This is a genomic window from Novosphingopyxis sp., assembly GCF_965218915.1.
GTDB lineage: Bacteria > Pseudomonadota > Alphaproteobacteria > Sphingomonadales > Sphingomonadaceae > Novosphingopyxis.
The window spans coordinates 1115224-1136338 of the sequence record NZ_OZ244708.1 but is presented as its reverse complement, the minus strand read 5'-3'; the positions used below and the strand labels follow the sequence as shown (position 1 = coordinate 1136338).

Genomic DNA, 21115 nt, shown 5'->3' with positions numbered 1-21115 from the left:
CTCCTGCGAAGGCAGGAGCCCAGCAGGCGCCCTCACCTGATGGGCTCCTGCCTTCGCAGGAGCGCAAGGTGAACGTCGAGCGCAGCACTTCAGAGGACACGACAGAAGCCGATTACATGACCGGTTTCGGATCGCATTTCGCGACCGAGGCCGTGCCGGGCGCGCTACCGGTGGGGCAGAACAGCCCGCAGAACGTGCCGTTCGGCCTCTATGCCGAACAGCTCAGCGGCACCGCGTTCACCGCGCCGCGCCACGAGAACCGGCGCAGCTGGCTCTATCGCATGCGGCCCAGCGCCGAGCATCCGCCTTTTACCCGCTATGACGGCGCACAGCGCTTCGCGCCCGGCACGATCGACGAACCGCTGGCGCCCAATCGCCTGCGCTGGGACCCGCTGGCCGAGGCGGCGGCGCCCGGCACCGACTTGATCGACGGCATGACCACCATGCTCGCCAACCGCGACCCCGCCGATCTGGAAGGCGTGGCGGTGCATGTCTATGCCGCGAACGCCGATATGAACGCGCGCGTGTTCGTCGATGCCGACGGCGAACTGGTCTTCATCCCGCAGGAAGGCCGTCTCGAACTGCTGACCGAACTCGGCCGCATGATGATAGCCCCCGGCGAGATCGCGTTGATCCCGCGCGGTGTGCGTTTTCGCGCGCTGCTGCCCGATGGCAGCGCGCGCGGTTATGTCGCCGAAAACCACGGCGCGCTGTTCCGCCTCCCCGATCTCGGGCCGATCGGCGCCAACGGTCTCGCCAACCCGCGCGATTTCGAGACGCCGGTCGCCTGGTACGAGGACCGCGACGAGCCGATCGAGCTCGTCCAGAAATATCTCGGCTCGTTATGGACCACGACGCTGGGTCACAGCCCGCTCGACGTGGTGGCATGGCACGGCAATCTCGCGCCCTTTCGTTACGATCTCTCGCGCTTCAACGTGATGAACACGGTCAGCTTCGACCATCCCGATCCGTCGATCTTCACCGTGCTGACCTCCCCCAGCGACGTGCCGGGCCGCGCCAATGCCGATTTCGTGATCTTCCCGCCGCGCTGGATGGTGGCCGAGGACAGCTTCCGCCCGCCCTGGTTCCACCGCAACGTCATGAGCGAGGCGATGGGGCTTATTTACGGCGAGTATGATGCCAAGGAAGGCGGCGGCTTCCAGCCCGGCGGCCTGTCGCTCCACAATCTGATGGCGGGCCACGGTCCGGACAAGGCGAGCTGGGAGAAAGCGACCGCCGCCGAGTTGAAGCCCCATAAGATCGACGGCACCATGGCGTTCATGGTCGAAAGCTGCTGGCCGTACAGGCCCACGCGCTTCGCCATGGACCACGCCCAGCCGGATTATGACGAAGCCTGGGCGGATTTTCCGAAGGCGAGGTTGCCCTAGCCCGAATGGCTCGTCACCCCAGCGAAAGCTGGGGTCTCGGGCGGATGTGCTGAAACGCCAGAGATGCCAGCTTTCGCTGGCATGACGAGTTGCCGTTAAGAGGATTTCATGACCGATTCTACCCACAGCCCCGACCTCAAAAGCTGGGTTTCCAGCGCCGATCGCCACGCCGATTTCCCGATCCAGAACCTGCCGCTCGGCATCTTCAGCCCCAAGGACGAAGGCCCGCGCGCCGGCACCGCGATCGGCGACAAGGTGCTCGATCTCTGGGCGGTCGCCGAGCTCGGTCTGTTGCCGCGCGCCGATGTGGTGCCACTGGAAAATCCGACGCTGAACGCCTTTTTCGCGCTGCCCAAGGCGGACCGGATGGCGTTTCGCCAGCGTCTCTCCGAACTGCTGTCGGACGAGCAATATCGCGAAAAGGTGGAGCCGCTGCTCTACGACGCCGCGGACTGCACCATGCATCTGCCCGCGCGGATCGGCGACTACACCGATTTCTACGTCGGCATCCACCACGCCATGAACATCGGCAAGCAGTTCCGGCCCGACAACCCGCTGCTGCCGAACTACAAATATGTGCCGATCGGCTATCATGGCCGCGCTTCGTCCATTCGCGTGTCGGGCGAGCCGGTGACGCGCCCCAATGGCCAGCGCAAGGCGCCGGACGAGGACGCGCCGGTGCGCGGTCCCTCGCGGCGGCTCGATTACGAGCTGGAACTGGGCGTGTGGATCGGGCCGGGCAACGCACTCGGCGAGCCGATCGCCATCGCCGACGCGCCCGATCATGTCGCGGGCTTCGGCCTGCTGAACGACTGGTCGGCGCGCGATCTGCAGGGCTGGGAATATCAGCCGCTGGGGCCGTTTCTGGCGAAGAATTTCCACAGCACGGTCTCGCCCTGGGTGGTCACCGCCGAGGCGATGGCGCCGTTTCGCAAGGCGCAGGCCCCGCGTCCCGAGGGCGATCCCGCCCCGCTCGATTATCTCAGCGATGCCGGGGATCGGAAGCACGGCGCGCTGGCGCTCGAACTCGACACCTTTTTGCTGACGGCCAAGATGCGCGATGCTGGCGAGGCGCCGCACCGGCTCAGCCAGAGCGCGGCGGAACACATGTACTGGACGGTCGCGCAAATCGTCACCCACCACGCGTCGAACGGCTGCGACCTTCGGCCCGGCGACCTGCTCGGCACCGGCACCATCTCGGGTCCGAACGATGACAGCCTAGGCAGCCTGATGGAAATGTCGAAGGGCGGCAAGGAACCGATCACGCTCCCCAATGGCGAGACCCGCGGCTTCCTGGAGGATGGCGACGAGATCATCCTCAAGGCGACGGCGAAAGCGGACGGGGCGGTCCCGATCGGTTTCGGCGAATGCCGCGCGGTGGTGCGGCCGGCGCCCTGATGCGATCATGGTCTCGTGAGCCTGTTTTTGTTGGCTTTGAAAGATTATGTTCGGCGCATGGCCAATATGCACCCGCCCCTCGCTTCGTCGTTCACAGGAAACGTCTGGGCGAAGTTTCGAGGGCACGGGTGTGAGACCACAGCGAACTTTCAAATCGGGGTGATTCGATGAGCGATATCGTCCTCCACGGCTATTGGCGCTCGGGCACCAGCTATCGCACGCGCATCGCACTCGCGCTGAAGGGCCTCGATTACGACTATCGCGCGGTCGATCTGCGCGCCGGGGAGCAGCATGGCGAGACCTATCGCGCGTTACAACCGCAGGGCTTAGTGCCCGCGATGGAAGTGGGCGGCGACGTGCTGGTGCAGAGCCCGGCGATCATCGAATATCTGGAGGAACGCTGGCCCGAACCGGCCCTGCTACCCACCGGTCCCGTGGACCGCGCCGCGGTGCGGGGAATGGCGGCGATCATCGGCTGCGATGTCCACCCGCTCGGCAATCTGCGCATCCTGAAATATCTGACCGGCGAACTGGGCCAGCCGCCCGAAAGCGTCAGGTCCTGGGTCAATCGCTGGATCGGCGACGGTTTCGCCGCGCTGGAAACTCTGATCGCGAAACATGGCGGGGCGTTCGCGTTCGGCGACCGGCCGGGCCTGGTCGAATGCTATCTGCTGCCGCAGGTCTATTCGGCCGCGCGGTTCCAGACCGACCTCTCGCCCTTTCCGAAGCTGATGGCGGTCGCCGAGCGCGCGTTGGCGGACGAACGCATCGCGGCGGCACATCCGGACAGGCAACCCGATGCGGATGGAGAGACCAAGTGACGAGACAAGGTCAAAGCGCTCCCCGGCGAAGCCGGGGTCCAGCATCGAACGGCGCCTGATGGACCCCGGCCTTCGCCGGGGAACCGATGCAAAGTTGCCGCATCCTGTTTAGCCAATTGCAGGGAACCATAGGCAATGAATTTCAGCCCTCCGCCTTTTTCCGCCGCCGATATTCGTGGAGCAGGGGTTCGGTATAGCCGCTCGGCTGCTGCTCGCCTTCGAACACCAGCGCGCGCGCGGCTTGATAGGCGATGCCGTCCAGCCCCGGTGCCATCGGGCGATAGGCCGGGTCGCCCGCGTTCTGCGCGTCGACCTTGGTCGCCATCCGCCCGAACACGGCATCGACCTGCGGCCGCGTCACGATGCCGTGCTTCAGCCAGTTGGCGACGTGCTGCGATGAAATGCGCAGCGTCGCGCGGTCCTCCATCAGGCCGATATCGTGGATATCGGGCACCTTGGAGCAGCCCACGCCCTGGTCGATCCAGCGCACGACATAGCCCAGAATACCCTGAATGTTGTTTTCCAGCTCTTGCTCGATCACATCATCGGGGAAGTTGGTATCGCTGGCCAACGGCACCGTCAGCAGCTTGCCGAGGCCCGGCGTCCCGCGCTTCTCAATCTCCTGCTGCAGGCCGAACACGTCGACCCGGTGATAATGCACCGCGTGCAGCGTCGCCGCCGTCGGGCTCGGCACCCAGGCGGTGTTGGCGCCGGTCCGGGGATGGCCGATCTTCTGCGCCATCATGTCGGCCATGCGGTCGGGCGCGGCCCACATGCCCTTGCCGATCTGCGCCTTGCCCGAGAACCCATGCGCGAGGCCGACCTGCACGTTGCGGTCTTCATAGGCCGCGATCCAGTCGCTCGATTTCATCTCGCCCTTGGGGATCATCGCCCCGGCCGCCATGCTCGTGTGCATCTCGTCCCCGGTGCGGTCGAGAAAGCCGGTGTTGATGAAGAAGATGCGGTCCTTCACCGCGTGGATGCAGGCGGCCAGATTGGCGGAGGTGCGCCGCTCCTCGTCCATCACGCCGACCTTGATGCTATTGCGCGCGAGGCCGAGCATGTCCTCCACCGCGGCGAACAGATCGTCGGTGAACGCCGCCTCTTCGGGGCCGTGCATCTTGGGCTTCACGATATATATCGAGCCCGCCCGGCTGTTGGCGAGCGCGCCCTTGCCGTCATGCCTGCCGATCAGCGCGGTGACGGCGGCGTCGAGAATGCCCTCGGGCGCCTCATTGCCATCGGGCAGCGTGATAGCGGACGTGGTCATGAGATGCCCGACATTGCGCACCAGCAGCAGGCTGCGTCCGGGCAGACTGAACGCGGTGCCGTCGGGGGCGGTATATGCGCGGTCCGGAGCGAGGGTGCGGGTGACGATCTCGCCGCCCTTTTCGAAGCTTTCCGAAAGGTCGCCCTTCATCAGGCCGAGCCAGTTGCCATATCCCAGCACCTTGTCCTCGGCATCGACCGCGGCGACGGAGTCCTCCAGATCGACGATCGCGCTGAGCGCGGCCTCCAGAATGACGTCGGCGATGCCCGCCGGATCGTCCCTGCCGACCGGATGGTCGCGGTCGAAGCGCACCTCGATGTGGAGCCCGTTGTGGCGATAGAGGCGGCCCTTGCCGTCCGCGCTCGTGCCGACGAACTGGCGCTCGTCGGCCAGCGCGATGTCGCCATCGCGCAGGTCCGCCCAGCCGCCCGCCGCCAGCGGCACCGCCTCGTCGAGAAACGCCTTGGCCCAAGCGACGACCTTTGCGCCGCGCTCGGCGTCATACCCACCGGGCTTCGCTTCGCCCGGAATCACATCGGTGCCGTAGAGCGCATCGTAGAGACTGCCCCAGCGCGCATTGGCGGCGTTGAGCACGAACCGCGCGTTGAGCGCGGGCACCACGAGCTGCGGGCCGGCAAGTGTCGCGATTTCGGGATCGACATTTTGGGTGCCGATTTCGAACGGCGCCGGTTCCTCGACGAGATAGCCGGTCTCGGTCAGAAAGGCGCGATAGGCGTCCGGCTCGGCGGTTACGTCATGGGTACGGTGCCAGTCGTCGATCTTCCGCTGCAACTCGTCGCGCCTCGCCAGCAGCGCACGGTTGCGCGGGGCGAAGCGCTCGTACAGCCTTTCAAGCCCCGTCCAGAACGCGTCCGCGTCGACGCCGCTGCCCGGCAACGCCCGGCGTTCGATGAAGGTGGCAAGCTGTTCCTCGACCTTCAGGCCGGCCCGTTCGATCATCATCGGTCCATTCCTTCAAATTCAGGCGCGGCCCATGCGCCGCATGAAATCGGCCCCCGCGAAATGCGCGGCCTCGCCCAGCTGCTCCTCGATCCGCAGCAGCTGGTTGTATTTGGCGGTGCGATCGGAACGCGAGAGCGAGCCGGTCTTGATCAGACCGCAATTGGTGGCGACGGCGAGATCGGCGATGGTGGTATCCTCGGTTTCGCCCGAACGGTGCGACATGACCGCGCCGTAGCCGTGGCGATGCGCGATATCGACCGTCTCCAGCGTCTCGGTCAACGTGCCGACCTGGTTGACCTTGATCAGGATCGAATTGGCGAGCCCGCGCTCGATGCCGTCGCGCAGGCGCTTTTCCTGGGTGACGAACAGATCGTCGCCGACCAGCTGGCAATCGCCGCCGATCCGGTCCGTGAGTTGCTTCCAGCCGTCGAAATCGTCCTCGTCCATCCCGTCCTCGATCGACAGGATCGGATAGTCCGCCTGCAACTTGGCGAGATAATCCACCTGCTCGGAGATGGACCGCGTCACGCCCTCACCCGCATAGACATAGGCTCCGTCCTTGAAGAACTCGCTCGCCGCGACATCGAGCGCGATGACCATATCCTCGCCCGGCTCGAACCCGGCGTCGCGCACCGCGCCCATGACGAAGTCGAGCGCTTCCTCGGCGGATGGAAGATCGGGCGCAAAACCGCCCTCGTCGCCCACCGCGGTATTCTTCCCCTTGGCCGACAGCGCGGACTTCAGCCCGTGGAACACCTCCGTGCCCATCCGCAGCGCTTCCGCAAAACTGTCGGCCCTGACCGGCATGATCATGAATTCCTGAAAATCCAGCCGGTTGTCGGCATGCGCGCCGCCGTTGACGATGTTCATCATCGGCACCGGCATGGTCTTGGCGTTGACGCCGCCGAGATAACGGTAGAGCGGCAGGCCGAAACTGTTGGCGGCGGCGTGCGCGGCGGCGAGCGAAGCACCGAGGATCGCGTTGGCGCCGAGCTTGCCTTTGTTATCGGTTCCGTCGAGCGCGATCATCGCGCGGTCGATCGCCACCTGATCGGCCGCGTCCATACCGGTGATCGCGTCGGCGATCGGGCCGTTGATTGCCTCCACGGCCTTCGACACGCCTTTGCCGCCGAAGCGCGCCCCGTCCCCGTCGCGCAGCTCGACCGCCTCATATTTGCCGGTCGAAGCGCCGGACGGCACCGCCGCGCGGCCCATGCTGCCGTCGGTCAGGAACATGTCCGCTTCCACGGTGGGATTGCCCCGGCTGTCGAGAATTTCGCGGCCGACGAGTTGGGCGATGATGGTCATGGAAAAGGCCTTTGTGCGGATGGATTCGGGTGCCGCCGTCCTGACGCAAGCGCCCGGGCATGGCAAGTCGCCCACAGTAAGGAGGCGCGCTCAGTGCTGGCAGTCGGCGCAGTAAAAGGTCGAGCGGCCGCCCTCTATGCGCCGCCGCACCAAGCCGCCGCAGGGGCAGTGCCGCCCCTCCCGGCCGTAGACCCGCCACTGCCTGGCGAAATAGCCGAGCTCGCCGTCGGGCCGGGCGTAGTCACGCAGGGTGCTGCCGCCCGCTTCGATCGCCGCAAGCAATACCGCGCGGATCGCCTCAACCAGCCGTTCGAGGCGCTTCGGCCCGATCCTGCCGCCCTGCCCTCCCGGCGCGATGCGCGCCATGTTGAGCGCCTCGCAGACATAGATATTGCCGAGCCCCGCGACGATGCGCTGGTCGAGCAGCAGCGATTTTATGGATGCGCTCCGGCCGTTCAGAGCACATTGCAGATGCTTCGCCGTGAAGTCCGGCCCCAGCGGCTCCGGGCCCATCGTGGCAAAGGGAGGCCATTCTTTCAATGCCTCGGTCGGCACCAGATCGACCGAGCCGAAACGGCGCGGATCGTTGAGGCTGAGGATATGACCGCTGTCGACGCCGAGGATGAGGTGATCGTGGGCGCCCAAGGTCTCCGGATCGATCCGCCAGCGGCCCGACATGCCGAGATGGAAGATCATCGTGTCGCCGCGGTCCGTCTCGATCAGCCCGTATTTTGCGCGGCGCCCCAGCGCCGAGACGGTAGCGCCGGTGAGCCGCTGGCGCAGGTCTTCCGGGAACGGCCGGCGCAGGTCCGGCCGGCGCGCCTCGACGCCGGCGATACGCGCGCCCTCCATCACGGCGGCGAGCCCGCGCACGGTGGTTTCGACTTCGGGGAGTTCCGGCATGGGCTGCCATATAGGGAACAGTTGAAAGATTGCGCCCATTTTTCAGTTCCCCGGCGAAGGCCGGGGCCCAGCATCGGACGTTATCTGATGGGCCCCGGCCTTCGCCGGGGAACAAGTGGTTTTTCAATTGCACGTCACCCATCTAGCAATGAGACGCGCGGCTCCGTAAGGCGCGTGGCACGCTTTGATGAGGACTCCCCGCCATGACCGACACCGTCTCCTTCGGCTATGAAGAGGTTCCGCCGGACGAAAAGACCCGGCGCGTCGGCGGCGTGTTCTCGAACGTCGCGTCCAGCTACGATGTGATGAACGACGCGATGTCGGGCGGGATGCATCGCCTTTGGAAGGACCGTTTCGTCCGGCTGGTGAAGCCGCGCGAAGGCGAGGACATCCTCGACATGGCCGGAGGCACCGGCGACATCGCCTTTCGCCTGCGGTCCAAGGGCGCCAATGTGACGGTGGCCGACATCAATCCGGAAATGCTGGAGGTCGGCATGCGGCGCGCGGTGAAGCGCGGTCTCGACGGGCTGGTCTGGACCGAGCAGAATGCCGAGACGCTGACCTTTCCGGACCGGCATTTCGACGCCTACACCATCGCCTTCGGCATCAGGAACGTGACCGATATCCCCGCGGCGCTGGCCGAGGCGCACCGGACGCTGCGCTACGGTGGGCGCTTCTTCTGCCTGGAATTCTCGACCACGCTCTGGCCCGGTTTCGCCGACGTCTATGACTGGTATTCGATGAACCTGGTGCCCAGGCTCGGCAAGGCGATCGCCAAGGACGAGGCGAGCTATCGCTACCTCGTGGAATCGATCCGCCGCTTCCCCGACATGGAGCGGTTCAAGGCGATGATCGAGGACGCCGGTTTCGCGCAAACCAGGGCCGAACCGATTCTCGGCGGGCTGGTGGCGATCCACAGCGGCTGGAAGATTTGATGCCGTCCAAGCTGGAAGTCCCCCTCCCCTTCAGGGGAGGGACTAGGGGTGTGGACGTGCCTTCGAGGTCGTCATTGTCCGGCACCCCCCACCCCCCGGCCCCCTCCCCTGAAGGGGAGTGGGAGAAAGCATGACCGCCGCGCGCACGCACATCTTCCGGCTCCTCAAATGGGGCCGCATTCTCGCGCGGCACGGGGCGCTGCGCGATATCGAGACGGCGCGGCAGACGCCGCTGCCGGTGCGCCGCCTGTGCCGCATCGCGCGACTGGGCACCGTCCAGCCGCAAACGCCCGATTACGCCGCCGCCTTCCGCGAGATCGGACCGGCCGCGATCAAGCTCGGCCAGACGCTCGCCACGCGGCCCGACCTGGTCGGCGAGGAGGCGACCCGCAATCTCCTGAACCTGCAGGACAAGTTGCCGCCCGAGCCGTTCGGCAAGATTTGCGAGCAGATCGAACGCGCGCTCGATGCGCCTTGGGACAAGCATTTCCAATCGATCGAGGAGGAGCCGATCGGTTCGGCCTCGATCGCGCAGGTGCACAAGGCGATCACCACCGACGGCCGCACGGTCGCGGTCAAGGTGCAGCGTCCCGGCATCGACAAGCGTTTCCTGCGCGATATCGAGACCTATGAATGGGCGGCCGCCCATCTCGAGGCGTTCGGCGGCGAGGCGGCGCGGCTGCGGCCCCGGCTCACCATCGCCAATTTCAAGCGCTGGACCTTGCGCGAGCTCGACCTGCGGCGCGAGGCCGCCTCGGCCAGCGAGCTCAAGGACGCGATGCAGTCCGAACCATATTACGAAGTGCCGGCGATCGACTGGGACCGGACCGCGGGCAAGGTGCTGACGCTCGACTGGGTCGACGGCATCAAGATCGCCGACCGCGAGGCGCTGCTCGCCGCGGGCCACCACCCGCACCTTCTGGCCGACCGGCTGGTCCACGCCTTTTTGCGCCAGGCAATATCGGAAGGTTTCTTCCACGCCGACATGCACCAGGGCAATCTGCTGGTGCGCGCCGACGGAACGATCGTGGCGATCGATTTCGGGATCATGGGCCGCATCAACCGCAAGGCGCGCTTCTGGCTGGCCGAAATCCTCTACGGCCTGATCACCGGCGATTACCGCCGCGTGGCCGAGATTCATTTCGAGGCGCAATATGTGCCCGCGCACCACAATCTGGAGGACTTCGCCACCGCGCTCAGGGCCGTGGGCGAGCCGATGCGCGGTAAGCCGGTGAGCGAGCTGTCGGTCGGCATGATGCTCGACGGGCTGTTCGCGATCACCCGCGATTTCGACATGCAGACGCAGCCGCACCTCCTCTTGCTGCAAAAGACGATGGTGATGGTGGAGGGCGTGGCCACCTCGCTCGATCCCGGCATCAACATGTGGGACAGCGCGGCCCCCTTCGTGCGCGAGTGGATCCGCACCGAACTCGGCCCCGAGGCCGCCGCGGCGGACGCCATCAAGCGCAATGTCGAGACCTTGGGCCTGATCCCCGACCTGATCCGCCGCCTCGACGAGAGTCTGCCCAAACCCGGCGGCGCCCCGCCCCCGCCACCCTTGCCCGACATCAAGCTGATCTGGGACCGCGACCGGCCGCGCGGCGCGGGCCTGCGCTACGTCGCCACTGCCATCCTTGCCGCGGCGGCTGGCGCGGCGGGCATGTGGTGGCTAGGCTGAGCTTATGACGACACGCTCCATCCTTCTAATCGTCGGCGGCGGCATCGCGGCGTATAAGTCTCTGGAGCTCGTCCGGTTGCTCCGCCGACAAGGCATCGCCGTGCGCGGGCTGATGACCAAGACCGCGCACGAATTCGTCACGCCGCTGTCGCTCGGCGTGATGACCGAGGACCAGGTCTATTCGGACATGTTCGACCTGAAGGACGAGCGCGAGATCGGCCATATCCAGCTTTCGCGCCAGACCGATCTGATCGTCGTCTGCCCGGCCACCGCCGATCTGCTCGCAAAGATGGCGGCTGGCATCTGCGACGATCTGGCGACCACCGTGCTGCTCGCCACCGACAAGCCGGTGCTGGCGGTGCCCGCGATGAACGTACGGATGTGGCAGCATCCGGCGACCCGCCGCAACGTCGCGCGCCTTCGCGAGGACGGTGTCAAGGTGATGGAACCGGACGAAGGCGAGATGGCCTGCGGTGAATACGGCCCCGGGCGCCTGCCTGAACTCGAACGGATTTCCAGCGCGATCGAGCGCGCCCTCAAATCCCCCTCCCCTCCAGGGGAGGGGTTAGGGGTGGGGCCGTCCACTGAACTCGCAACGCCAGCTCAACCCGGGAACTCGCCCACCCCCAGCCCCTCCCGCGAGCGGGAGGGGAGCAGTCCCCTCTCCGATCAACCCGCTTTTGCCCCCGACGCGCACCGTCCGCTCCACGGCAAGCGCATCCTCGTCACCGCCGGGCCTACGCGCGAGCCGATCGATCCCGTGCGCTACATCGCCAATCGCAGCTCCGGCCGACAGGGATTCGCCATCGCCGAGGCCGCCGCGGCGATGGGCGCGGAGGTGACGCTCGTCGCCGGCCCCGTAAGCCTGCACACGCCGCCGGGCGTGATCCGCATCGACGTCGAAACCGCACGCGAAATGCAAATGGCAGTCGAAAGCGCCCTGCCCGCCGACGCCGCGATCCTGGTCGCCGCCGTCGCCGACTGGCGCGCGGCCGAGGAGAACGACCGCAAGATCAAGAAGTCGGGCACCGGCCCCGCCCCGCTCGCGCTGGCCGAAAATCCCGACATCCTCGCCGGCCTTGCCGCCAGCGACCGCCGCCCTTCCTTGCTCGTGGGCTTTGCCGCCGAGACCAACGACGTGGTCGAGCACGCCAAAGCCAAGCTCGAGGCCAAGGGCTGCGACTGGATTATCGCCAATGACGTGTCCGGGCCAAGGGGACAAAGCGTGATGGGCGGCGACAGCAACGCCGTGCATCTGGTGACGGCGGACGGCGTGGAATACTGGGAAAGCGCGCCCAAAAGCGTCGTCGCGCAAAGGCTCATGGAAAGGATCGCCGATGTTCTCGATGCCGATTGAAATCGAAGTCAAGCGCCTGCCCAATGGCGCGGGGCTCGATCTGCCGCGCCACGAGACGCCGGGGGCGGCGGGCATGGACATCTGTTCGGCCGAGAGCACGGCCTTGCGCGCCGGCGCCCGCGCACTGATCGCCACGGGTTTCGCCGTGGCCATCCCCGAGGGCTTTGAAATCCAGGTCCGCCCACGCTCGGGCCTCGCTTTCAAGCACGGCATCAGCGTGCTCAACACGCCGGGCACCATCGACAGCGACTATCGCGGCGAAGTAAAGGTGCTGCTCGCCAATCTGAGCGAGGAAGACTTCGCCATTTCCAAGGGTGACCGGATCGCCCAGATCGTGGTGGCCCCCGTGCAGCGCGGGGTGATGGTCGAGGTCGAGAAACTAAGCGATACCGAGCGGGGCACGGGCGGGTTCGGTTCGACCGGGGTTTGATAGAAAGCCTCTTCCCAAACACCGTTCGCCCTGAGCTTGTCGAAGGGCTGCACTGTTCTGCTGCGTTCGATAATAGAACAGTCCTTCGACAGGCTCAGGATGGATGGGTGTGGGTTCTAAACTGACAAGCTTCCCCCTATCTCCTGCCCCATGACAATCACCCTCACCGACGACCAGCTCGACCGCTATGCCCGCCATATCGTGCTGCGCGAGATCGGCGGGGCGGGGCAGAAGAGGCTGCTCGCCGCGCATGTGCTGGTGATCGGCGCGGGCGGGATCGGTTGCCCCGCGATCCAGTATCTTGCCGCCGCGGGCGTGGGGCGGCTCACGATCGTCGATCCGGACATGGTCTCGCTCTCGAACCTGCAACGTCAGCCGCTCTACGGCAGCGACGATATCGGCCAGCCCAAGGCCGAGCGCGCCGCCGCCGCTGTCGGCCGCCTGAATCCGGACATCGCCGTCACCGCCATCACCGAGGCGATCACTGCCGGCAACGTTGCCGCCATCCTCGCGGAGACCGCGCCCGATATCCTGCTCGATGGCACCGATAATTTCGCCACCCGCCTGATCGTAGCGGACCAGTGCGTAAGGCTGCACATCCCGCTGGTCTCCGCCGCGATCGGGATGTTCCAGGGGCAGGTCGGCACCTTCTACGGCCACAAGCCTGACGCCCCCTGCTACCGCTGCTTCGTGGGCGATGCGCATGACGCGGACGATTGCGACAGCTGCGCCGATCAAGGCGTGCTCGGCGCGCTGTGCGGGCTCGTCGGCAGCTTCGGCGCGACGGAGGCGATCCGCGCGATCACCGGCTTCGGCGATGACGCCAAAGGCAGGCTCCACGTGATCGATGGCCTCAAGCCCTCGATGTACACGATGCGGCTGTCCAAGGACCCGGCCTGCAAGACATGTGGCCAGCTCTCAATCCGTAAGCCCTGAGCCTGTCGAAGGACGGCTCTCGCTGAAGTGCCGCCAAGGATAAACGCCCTTCGACAAGCTCAGGGCTCACGGTGTAAGGTGCGGTTTTTCATCGTGCAGGGGGACTCTCCATGACCTTACCCGTTACCGCGCTGACCGCCATCATCTGCGCGATCATGCTGCTGGCCACCGCTGCCGCCACCGTGCGCGGGCGCTTTCGCACCAAGACCGCGTTCGGCACCGAGGGCGATGCCCTGCTCACCGCGCACAGCCGCGCGCATGGCAACCTGGCCGAGCATGCGCCGATCGTGATCCTGATGATCGGCCTGCTCGAACTCTCCGACGCCAATCACTGGGCGCTCACCGGCCTCGCGGTGATCTTCCTCGGCGCGCGCGCGGCGCACATCGTCGGCCTGCATCAGAAGCATGAAGGCGGCCCGCCCAAGCTGCGCGCGATCGGCGTGATCGGCACCTGGGCGGTGATGGCCGCGCTGATCGTCTGGATTCTTTATAAGGTGATCACCGTCAACGGCTGAGGACGAACGCAACCGAAACTTGCGCAGAGGCTAGGCGATTATGTGCTTTGCAAACCCAGTCGGATGGAAATTCAGAAACGACATAGCTCCGCCTTTCTTTGTTCGTCATGCCAGCGAAAGCTGGCATCTCAGGCCTCATGGCGATCCCGCCCGAGACCCCAGCTTTCGCTGGGGTGACGAAAAATGAAACGGTTTGCAAGGTACATAATCGCCTAGATTTTGGCGATTATGTGCTTTGCAAACCCAGTCGGATGGAAATTCAGAAACGACATAGCTCCGCCTTTCTTTGTTCGTCATGCCAGCGAAAGCTGGCATCTCAGGCCTCATGGCGATCCCGCCCGAGACCCCAGCTTTCGCTGGGGTGACGAAAAATGAAACGGGTTTGCAAGGTATATAATCGCCTAGATTGGCGATTATGTGCTTTGCAAACCCAGTCGGATGGAAATTCAAAACGGCATGGCTCCGCCTTTCTTTGTTCGTCATGCCAGCGAAAGCTGGCATCTCAGGCCTCATGGCGATCCCGCCCGAGACCCCAGCTTTCGCTGGGGTGACGAAAAAATGAAACGGGCTGCAAGTACATAATCGCCAAAGGCTACAAAGTCACCGCGATACGTGACCAAAATCGCGTAATATAATTTCCTAATGGCAGGCATCGAAGCCTTGCATTCGATGTCATTCAGGGGTCACAACAATTCTTACATTGCAACGGTTTCGATTGCTGGTTGGGGAGGGTTCGGGTCATGACAAGTGCACAGGCAAAACTCAGCGTTACGTTGGCGGCGCTCGGCGTCATCGCGTCGTCGTTTACGGGCACGGCCGCTATGGCGGAAAAAGAAACGCTGGTTCTGCAGCCTTCGTCCAAATGGCAGGTCGACTATGCCGATGACAGCTGCCGCCTTGCCCGGCAGTTCGGCGAGGGCGAGCAAACGAGTGTGCTTATTCTCGATCGCTATGAGCCCGGCGATAGCTTCACCATGATCGTCAGCGGCAAACCCTTCGGCGGAACCGTGAATGGCGACAAGGCGCATTTGCGTTTCGGCCCGGCCGAAGAAGAGAAGGATGGTTATTTCGCCTCAGGCGACCTCAACGATCAACCCGCGATGATATTCGCATCAACCTCGATCGGAAAATTGGCCGAAATCAAGACCGTTTCGAGCAAGGCAGCGAAAAAATCCGATGATGAAACTGCCATCGCGAAGCGGGACGGGATCAGCGACGAGCGTGAGGAGGCTGTGCGCTTTCTTCAGATCGACGCCTATGGCTTCCCCCCGGTTCTCTTGGAAACCGGCTCGCTCGGCGCGCCGATGAAGGCCCTGCGCACATGCGTCGATGAACTGATGAGCCATTGGGGGGTCGATGTGGAGCGAATCAAGACGGCGACGCGCATGCCGATGCCCATCGGCAATGTCGGCAGATGGGTGACGTCATCCGATTATCCCAAGGATCTCTTGCGCAAGGGTGCCCAGGGCCTCGTGAATTTTCGCCTCAGTATCGATGAAAAAGGCAAGGTCACCGATTGCCATATTCAGGCATCCACGCGGCCACAGGGGTTCGACGATGCGGTTTGCGAAGCTATATCCAAACGCGCTCGCTTCAAGCCTGCGCTCGATGCCGAAGGTAAACCGCTTGCTTCTTACTGGATCAGCCGGGTCCGCTTCGAAATTCCGAGCTGAGCATCAGGCAATGGTTCGCCTATAAATCCCCCGGCAGCGTCGGTTCGGAAATAATCGCCTCGAAGCGCCGCCACATCTCGTCCTCGCTCGGGTCGCCCGCCTCCACGCTGGCCTGCACCATGTCCATGCCCAGGCCGTAGTTCAGGATATAGCTGCGATAGGTTTCGGTGAAATCGATCGCCTTCTCTGCACCTGCCCTGCTCACCAGCTGATATTTCTGCGTAAGCCGCACCGCTTCGGCGCGGTCGATCTGCCCGTCCAGATATTGTTGCGCGATGGTGAGCCGCGCGCCGGACAGCGCGCGCATGGCGATCTGCAGCGCCCAATAGGGTCCGGCGCCGGCGGGATCGAGCCCGGCCAGCGGATAGAGCGTGTCGCGCTCGTAATTCAGCCGCTCGACGCCGGGAAAGGCGAGTTCGATGCCGTAATTGGCCGAGCCCTCGGCGATCAGCGATTGCGGCGAATAAAGCGGATAGACGCTGAATTCGACCCAGCCGCGCGCGTTCGCCAGACGTTGTTCGAGCAGGCTGTTCAAGACATGATGCCCGGGATAGCCCTCATGGCAGCCCAGATCGATCGCCCGGCTGAGGCCGATCGGCAGATCGGTGTTGACCTGGATCAGGCTGTGAAACCCGCCCTTGTAATAATTATAGCCGCTCCAGGGTTTGCCGCCCACGAACTCCAGATCGAAACTTTCGCCGGGCGGCAAGGCGATATGCGCCGCGGTGCGCGCGCGGCATTCGGCGATGGCCCGGTCCATCACGGGCTTCAGCCTGTCCGGGGCGATCACGAAGCGCTGCTGAAAGGCATCGACGCGCGCGGCGAGATCGCCTTCTCCCGGCACCAGCGCGTCGATTTCCTCCAGGATCGGATCGAACCCGGCGAGCGGCTGGGGATCGGGCCGCACGCCGAACAGGCCCTGCGCCTCGTCCAGGAACGAAAATTTCTCGCCCATCATCATGCGCAGCCGCGTCTCGGCGGCGGTAAGCTGCGCGGCGAGCCAGGCGGCGCGGCGCTGGCCGGGCGCATCGGCGGGTGCCGCCGCGCGGATAGCGCTGCGCAGCTCTACGGTGCGAACCAGCAGCTCCGCCTTGGTTCCGGGATCGGCCACGGCCTCGACCTGCCATCCGGGCGGGCCGTAATAGGCGTCGATATAGCCCTCCTCCTGCGTGCCGATGGCGAGCTCCAGCTTCACATAGCGCTCGGCCAGCGCATCGAGCGCGGCGTCGCGGACGATATTGGAAGCGGAGGTGCCGCCGGCGGCGGCGGGGCCCGCGGCGGTGGCTAGCGGGGCGCAAGCGCCGAGCAGCGCGGCGGTGGCGAGAAGCAGGATTTTCATGGACAGGACGGTGCGTGCGCGCGGCGCGCTTGTCCAGTGGGTTGCGCATCCACCGCCATCCGTTCGTGCTGACGAGCGGGTTTTGTTACCCTTGCACTCGCGGAGGAACGAGACAGCTCTCCAATTGAGCGCTCACGCGCGCACCGGCCGCGGATCGCTGATGTCGCGCACGTCCCCCTCCGCCTCCTCTTCGGCGGCTTCCTCGGCCTCGATCTCCTCGTGGCGTTCGTGCAGCGGAGCAAAGCGCAGCAGGCCATAGCCGACCACCGCCGAGAGGATCGAACCCATCAGAATGCCGACTTTGGCCTCTTCGCGCAGCAGCAGCGAGCCCTGGAACGCCAGCTCGCTGATGAACAGGCTCATGGTGAAACCGATGCCACACAGCAGCGCCACGCCATAGGTCTGCAGCCAGGTCGCGCCGCGCAGGGTGCTGGCGAAACCGGTTTTCACCGAAATCCAGATCGCGCCGAAGATGCCGATCTGCTTGCCGAAGAACAGGCCGAGCGCGATGCCCAGCGGCAGCGGCGCGAAGATTTCGTTCAGCCCCAGATCGCCCATCTGCACCCCGGCATTGGCGAAGCCGAACAGCGGGATGATCGCATAGGCGCTCCACGGCGCGATATAATGTTCCAGCCGGTGGACCGGGCTGATCCGCGAATCGGGCGCGCCGGGTGTCACGATGATCGGCACCGTCATCGCCGCCAGCACGCCCGCGATGGTCGCGTGAACGCCCGATTGCAACACGCAATACCACAGGATCAGGCCGAGCAGGAGATAGGGCCACAGCTGGTAGATCTTCCTCCGGTTGAGCAGGTACATCGCCGCCAGCACGCCCGCGGCGGCCGCCAGCCAGGCGATCGCCAGCCCCTGGGTATAGGCGACCGCGATGATCGCCACCGCGCCCATGTCGTCGACGATGGCGACGGTCAGCAGGAACAATTTCAGCGAAGTCGGCGCGCGCTTGCCGAGCAGCGCGAGCACGCCGATGGCAAACGCGATGTCGGTCGCCGCGGGGATCGCCCAGCCATTGGTCAGGCCCGGCGTGGAACCGGCGACGAGCAGGTAGATACAGGCCGGCACCACCATGCCGGCAAAGGCGGCGACCACCGGCAGGCGGCGCTTGTCCCAGCTAGACAGGCGCCCGTCGATGAACTCGCGCTTGATCTCCAGCCCGACGAAAAAGAAGAAGATCGCCATCAGCCCGTCGTTGATCCACAGGTGCAGGGTGTCGAGCTTGGCGACCCCGGTCCAGCTGAGCTTGTGGTGCAGCAGCCCGTGATAATCGTCGTACAGGCCGATATTGGCGATCAGCATGGCGACCGCCGCGGCCAGCATCAGCAGCACGCCGCCCGAGGCCTCGCTCGAGATGAACCGGCGCAGCGCCGAGATCATCTTTACGGGCACGATCTCGGCCTGCTGGAGTTCGGGCGTGGTGATTGTGTCCGGTCCGTCTTGCATGGCGCCTCCTTAACCGCTGGCGGCTTGATGTCCAGATTGGCGGACGATGCGCCGCGCGATTGACATTGCTCCATTTCCGGTTGAAACAAAGTCCGTTCCGGGGGGAATCGATGGGGGAATGGCTCAACTGCATTGAGCTTGCCCAGCACGAGCTGCTGCTGTTTTGCGGCATCGGGTTCGTGATTGGCGCAGCCGACGATATCGCGATCGACCTGTTGTGGGTCGTCCGGCGCTGCGTGCTGGCGCTGCGCGGCTGCGCTCCGTCGCGATATCTCGGCCAGCTCGGCCCGCCACGCGGCCCCGGCCCGATCGCGATTTTCCTGCCCTTGTGGGACGAGAGCGCGGTGGTCGGCCGGATGCTGGAAGCGTGCGGCGTGCGCTGGCAGGGCCAGGATTATCGCATTTTCGCCGGGGTCTATCCCAATGACCCAGCCACCCGCGACGCGGTGACCCTAGCTGCGGCGCGCGATCCGCGCGTCCATCTCATCGTCAACGGCGCGCCCGACCCGACCACCAAGGCCGACTGCCTGAACCATCTTTGGCGCGCGCTGATCGCGTTCGAGGCCGAGCGCGGCCTGACCGTCAAGGCGGTCGTCCTGCACGACGCGGAGGACTTGGTCCATACCGACGAACTCGCGCTGTTTGACCGGCTGATCGAGGATTTCGAGCTGGTGCAATTGCCGGTGCGCGCGGTGCCGGTGCCCGGATCCCGCCTGGTCAGCGGGCATTATCGCGACGAGTTCATCGAGGCGCACGACAAGCAGCTGGTGGTGCGCAGCTGGCTCGGCGCGGGGCTGCCCTCGGCCGGGGTCGGCTGCGCCTTTTCGCGGGCCATGCTGGAGACGATCGCCGCGCGCGAGGGCGGCCTGCCCTTTTGCGCCGAGAGCCTGACCGAGGATTACGAGCTGGGCCTGAAGGTCCGCGAACTGGAAGGGCGGCAGACCATCGTCCATCTGGCGGGACGAGACGGCAGCCTGATCTGTACGCGTTGCTGCTTCCCCGGCCGCTTCGTCGACAGCGCGCGGCAAAAGGCGCGCTGGCTGACCGGCATATCGCTGGCCGGGTGGGACCGGCTCGGCTGGACCCGCTGTCCCGCCGAATGCTGGATGCGCTTTCGCGACCGACGCAGCGTCTTTGCCGCTTTTCTGTTGCTGGCCGCATATGTGACCGGAGCGCTGACGCTGACGCTATGGATCGCCGTACGGTGGTTGCCCGATTATCGTCCACAAGGGCTCAGCGGCGAAGCGGACTGGCTTGTCACGATAACCGCGCTTGCCTTGCTGTGGCGGGTGGTGGTGCGATGCTGGCTCGTTGCGCGTGCCTGCGGATGGCGCGAGGCGCTGTGGAGCCCGGCGCGGCTGCTGACAGGCAACCTGATCGCGATCGTCGCCGCCACCCGCGCGCTTCGCCAATATATCGGCTATTGCCTGGGCAGCCGCCTCACCTGGGAAAAAACCAGCCATTATTTCCCGGAAGCCGACGATCTCGCGCCGCGCCCAACGCCGGTAGAACACTTATCCACAAGGATCGGGCCGGCCATGATCGGACCCGCCGAATGAGGCCGACGCGCGGCCGTCCCCTGCGCTTCATGGCAATGCTGCTGGTGCTATGGATCGGCGCGCGCGCGATCCTCCTCTACTGGGAAGGGCCAGTGGCGGCGGGGAAGCAGCATCCGTTAGACATGCCGCCTTATCCGGATACCGCGGCAGTCTCCGAGCGGATGGCAGAACGGCCATCCGCGCCGTTGGCCGATGAGGGCGCTGCTCGCGCAGCCGACATTCCTGCTGGGCCTTGGCCTGCTGGGCCTTGGCCTGCTGGGCCTTGGCCTGCTGGACCCTGGATTCCGGATCAAGTCCGGAATGACGATGGGGGGATAGCCCTCCCGAACTGGAGGTACAGCTTGTTGCAACGGCCAGAAACGGATGGACCGGCCCCACCGCTCTTGTCCTCGTTGGCGGAGGAGACCAAGCCAAACCATCTTCTTGGTTCCGGTTCCTTTCTTCGCTCGGAAATCGCGGCCGGGCGCACACCATCCCGTCCCTCAATCTCGCCCTCCAGCTTGCCGAGCTTGCTGCAGAAATCCCCCTTCTCGCTTTACGCCTACGCCTTTTACCGCCCAGGCGGCGGCGATACGGCACTGGCGCAAACGCGCTATGGTGGCTCGCAGGCGGGGGCCATCGCCGCACACCGTATCGCGGGGTCGCTGCGCGCGCCGGTCGAGGCGATCGCGCGGCTCGGCTACAGCCCGGACGATCCGCGCTCGCTCGAAGCGGGCGCGGGGCTGCGCTGGATGCCGGTCCGCGGACTGGCATTGGCCGCCGAATATCGCCGCCGCGCCGATGGCGCGCGGACCGCCATCGCCTATGTCGCGGGCGGCCCGCCACCGCAGCAGCTGCCCGCCGGCTTCACCCTGGAAAGCTATGGCCAGGCCGGCGTCTACGAGCAGGACGGCCGCCACCCTTTTTACGACGTGCAGGCCGCCGCCTTGCGCCTCGTCACCGATATCGGCGCGGTCGCGGTCGCGGCCGGGGCGGGCGCATGGTCCGGCGGCACCGACGACGTCCGACGGCTCGATGTCGGACCGCGGATTTCCGTCAGCACCCCCGTCGGCGCAGCCCGCATCGCGCTTGCGGTCGATTACCGCCTGCGTATCGCCGGAAGCGCGGCCCCGGGCGGCGGCCCCGCGCTCACGCTGTCCACCGGTTTCTGAACTTTCTTGCCCGGACCCCGCCCGCACGCCTTT

18 protein-coding genes are annotated in these 21115 nt (G+C 65.5%); 13 read left to right on the top strand and 5 right to left on the bottom strand.

Annotated features, from left to right (window positions below; genetic code table 11):
• The first annotated feature begins 116 nt into the window (after positions 1–116).
• The 3 genes from hmgA to maiA all read left to right on the top strand — a co-directional run bounded on the left by hmgA (position 117) and on the right by maiA (position 3607).
• Positions 117–1388 carry a homogentisate 1,2-dioxygenase gene (gene hmgA / locus ACOQPC_RS05235; RefSeq protein ID WP_420608072.1) on the top strand — a complete coding sequence of 424 codons (1272 nt, stop codon included), beginning with the start codon at positions 117–119 and terminating at the stop codon, positions 1386–1388.
• A 108-nt stretch (positions 1389–1496) separates the two neighbouring features.
• Positions 1497–2786, top strand: coding sequence for a fumarylacetoacetase (fahA, locus tag ACOQPC_RS05230; protein WP_420607597.1), 1290 nt, complete (start codon positions 1497–1499; stop codon positions 2784–2786).
• A gap of 167 nt (positions 2787–2953) precedes the next feature.
• Complete coding sequence (gene maiA, locus ACOQPC_RS05225) at positions 2954–3607, top strand: maleylacetoacetate isomerase (RefSeq protein ID WP_420607596.1); 654 nt, start codon at positions 2954–2956, stop codon at positions 3605–3607.
• Between the two features lie 142 nt (positions 3608–3749).
• Here the strand turns inward: maiA and ACOQPC_RS05220 are convergent, their stop codons facing one another.
• The 3 genes from ACOQPC_RS05220 to mutM form a co-directional block, all read right to left on the bottom strand.
• Complete coding sequence (locus tag ACOQPC_RS05220; protein ID WP_420608071.1) at positions 3750–5837, bottom strand: malate synthase G; 2088 nt, start codon at positions 5835–5837, stop codon at positions 3750–3752.
• A gap of 21 nt (positions 5838–5858) precedes the next feature.
• Positions 5859–7148, bottom strand: a complete 1290-nt coding sequence (eno, locus tag ACOQPC_RS05215; RefSeq protein WP_420607595.1) for a phosphopyruvate hydratase — start codon at positions 7146–7148, stop codon at positions 5859–5861.
• A 90-nt stretch (positions 7149–7238) separates the two neighbouring features.
• On the bottom strand, positions 7239–8051 hold the full coding sequence (gene mutM, locus ACOQPC_RS05210) for a bifunctional DNA-formamidopyrimidine glycosylase/DNA-(apurinic or apyrimidinic site) lyase (protein WP_420607594.1): 813 nt from the start codon (positions 8049–8051) through the stop codon (positions 7239–7241).
• A 203-nt stretch (positions 8052–8254) separates the two neighbouring features.
• Here mutM and ACOQPC_RS05205 point away from each other — a divergent pair, with 203 nt between their 5' ends.
• From ACOQPC_RS05205 to ACOQPC_RS05175, 7 genes are all read left to right on the top strand, one after another.
• Positions 8255–8986, top strand: coding sequence for a class I SAM-dependent methyltransferase (locus ACOQPC_RS05205; RefSeq protein WP_420607593.1), 732 nt, complete (start codon positions 8255–8257; stop codon positions 8984–8986).
• A gap of 130 nt (positions 8987–9116) precedes the next feature.
• Positions 9117–10664: a 2-polyprenylphenol 6-hydroxylase gene (gene ubiB, locus ACOQPC_RS05200; protein WP_420607592.1), complete on the top strand. Its 1548-nt coding sequence runs from the start codon at positions 9117–9119 to the stop codon at positions 10662–10664.
• A 4-nt stretch (positions 10665–10668) separates the two neighbouring features.
• Positions 10669–12021, top strand: a complete 1353-nt coding sequence (locus tag ACOQPC_RS05195) for a bifunctional phosphopantothenoylcysteine decarboxylase/phosphopantothenate synthase (protein ID WP_420607591.1) — start codon at positions 10669–10671, stop codon at positions 12019–12021.
• Positions 12002–12451 carry a dUTP diphosphatase gene (gene dut / locus ACOQPC_RS05190; RefSeq protein WP_420607590.1) on the top strand — a complete coding sequence of 150 codons (450 nt, stop codon included), beginning with the start codon at positions 12002–12004 and terminating at the stop codon, positions 12449–12451. The genes ACOQPC_RS05195 and dut overlap by 20 nt, the downstream gene beginning before the upstream one ends.
• Before the next feature lie 156 nt (positions 12452–12607).
• The gene (locus tag ACOQPC_RS05185) at positions 12608–13387 is read left to right on the top strand and encodes a HesA/MoeB/ThiF family protein (protein ID WP_420608070.1); all 780 of its coding nucleotides are present in this window, start codon (positions 12608–12610) and stop codon (positions 13385–13387) included.
• 110 nt (positions 13388–13497) lie between these two features.
• Positions 13498–13902, top strand: coding sequence for an MAPEG family protein (locus ACOQPC_RS05180; RefSeq protein ID WP_420607589.1), 405 nt, complete (start codon positions 13498–13500; stop codon positions 13900–13902).
• A gap of 740 nt (positions 13903–14642) precedes the next feature.
• A complete protein-coding gene (locus ACOQPC_RS05175) occupies positions 14643–15575 on the top strand; it encodes an energy transducer TonB (protein ID WP_420607588.1) in 933 nt (310 codons plus the stop codon).
• 19 nt (positions 15576–15594) lie between these two features.
• Here the strand turns inward: ACOQPC_RS05175 and ACOQPC_RS05170 are convergent, their stop codons facing one another.
• Complete coding sequence (locus ACOQPC_RS05170; RefSeq protein WP_420607587.1) at positions 15595–16914, bottom strand: hypothetical protein; 1320 nt, start codon at positions 16912–16914, stop codon at positions 15595–15597.
• A 132-nt stretch (positions 16915–17046) separates the two neighbouring features.
• A complete protein-coding gene (gene nhaA, locus ACOQPC_RS05165; protein WP_420608069.1) occupies positions 17047–18306 on the bottom strand; it encodes a Na+/H+ antiporter NhaA in 1260 nt (419 codons plus the stop codon).
• 176 nt (positions 18307–18482) lie between these two features.
• On the opposite strand from nhaA, the gene ACOQPC_RS05160 reads away from it, so the two are divergent.
• The 3 genes from ACOQPC_RS05160 to ACOQPC_RS05150 all read left to right on the top strand — a co-directional run bounded on the left by ACOQPC_RS05160 (position 18483) and on the right by ACOQPC_RS05150 (position 21082).
• Positions 18483–19931, top strand: a complete 1449-nt coding sequence (locus ACOQPC_RS05160; RefSeq protein ID WP_420607586.1) for a glycosyl transferase family protein — start codon at positions 18483–18485, stop codon at positions 19929–19931.
• Positions 19932–20123: 192 nt separating this feature from the next.
• Positions 20124–20249, top strand: coding sequence for a hypothetical protein (locus ACOQPC_RS05155; protein ID WP_420607585.1), 126 nt, complete (start codon positions 20124–20126; stop codon positions 20247–20249).
• A 191-nt stretch (positions 20250–20440) separates the two neighbouring features.
• On the top strand, positions 20441–21082 hold the full coding sequence (locus ACOQPC_RS05150) for a hypothetical protein (RefSeq protein ID WP_420607584.1): 642 nt from the start codon (positions 20441–20443) through the stop codon (positions 21080–21082).
• Positions 21083–21115 lie beyond the last annotated feature (33 nt).

Coding starts and splice junctions, on each gene's coding strand:
- fahA (WP_420607597.1), top strand. CDS start 1,497: ATGACCGATTCTACCCACAGCCCCGACCTCAAAAGCTGGGTTTCCAGC.
- ACOQPC_RS05170 (WP_420607587.1), bottom strand. CDS start 16,914: ATGAAAATCCTGCTTCTCGCCACCGCCGCGCTGCTCGGCGCTTGCGCC.
- ACOQPC_RS05160 (WP_420607586.1), top strand. CDS start 18,483: ATGGGGGAATGGCTCAACTGCATTGAGCTTGCCCAGCACGAGCTGCTG.
- nhaA (WP_420608069.1), bottom strand. CDS start 18,306: ATGATCTCGGCGCTGCGCCGGTTCATCTCGAGCGAGGCCTCGGGCGGC.
- ACOQPC_RS05220 (WP_420608071.1), bottom strand. CDS start 5,837: ATGATCGAACGGGCCGGCCTGAAGGTCGAGGAACAGCTTGCCACCTTC.
- maiA (WP_420607596.1), top strand. CDS start 2,954: ATGAGCGATATCGTCCTCCACGGCTATTGGCGCTCGGGCACCAGCTAT.
- hmgA (WP_420608072.1), top strand. CDS start 117: ATGACCGGTTTCGGATCGCATTTCGCGACCGAGGCCGTGCCGGGCGCG.
- mutM (WP_420607594.1), bottom strand. CDS start 8,051: ATGCCGGAACTCCCCGAAGTCGAAACCACCGTGCGCGGGCTCGCCGCC.
- ACOQPC_RS05205 (WP_420607593.1), top strand. CDS start 8,255: ATGACCGACACCGTCTCCTTCGGCTATGAAGAGGTTCCGCCGGACGAA.
- ACOQPC_RS05175 (WP_420607588.1), top strand. CDS start 14,643: ATGACAAGTGCACAGGCAAAACTCAGCGTTACGTTGGCGGCGCTCGGC.
- ubiB (WP_420607592.1), top strand. CDS start 9,117: ATGACCGCCGCGCGCACGCACATCTTCCGGCTCCTCAAATGGGGCCGC.
- ACOQPC_RS05195 (WP_420607591.1), top strand. CDS start 10,669: ATGACGACACGCTCCATCCTTCTAATCGTCGGCGGCGGCATCGCGGCG.
- dut (WP_420607590.1), top strand. CDS start 12,002: ATGTTCTCGATGCCGATTGAAATCGAAGTCAAGCGCCTGCCCAATGGC.
- ACOQPC_RS05180 (WP_420607589.1), top strand. CDS start 13,498: ATGACCTTACCCGTTACCGCGCTGACCGCCATCATCTGCGCGATCATG.
- eno (WP_420607595.1), bottom strand. CDS start 7,148: ATGACCATCATCGCCCAACTCGTCGGCCGCGAAATTCTCGACAGCCGG.
- ACOQPC_RS05155 (WP_420607585.1), top strand. CDS start 20,124: ATGAGGGCGCTGCTCGCGCAGCCGACATTCCTGCTGGGCCTTGGCCTG.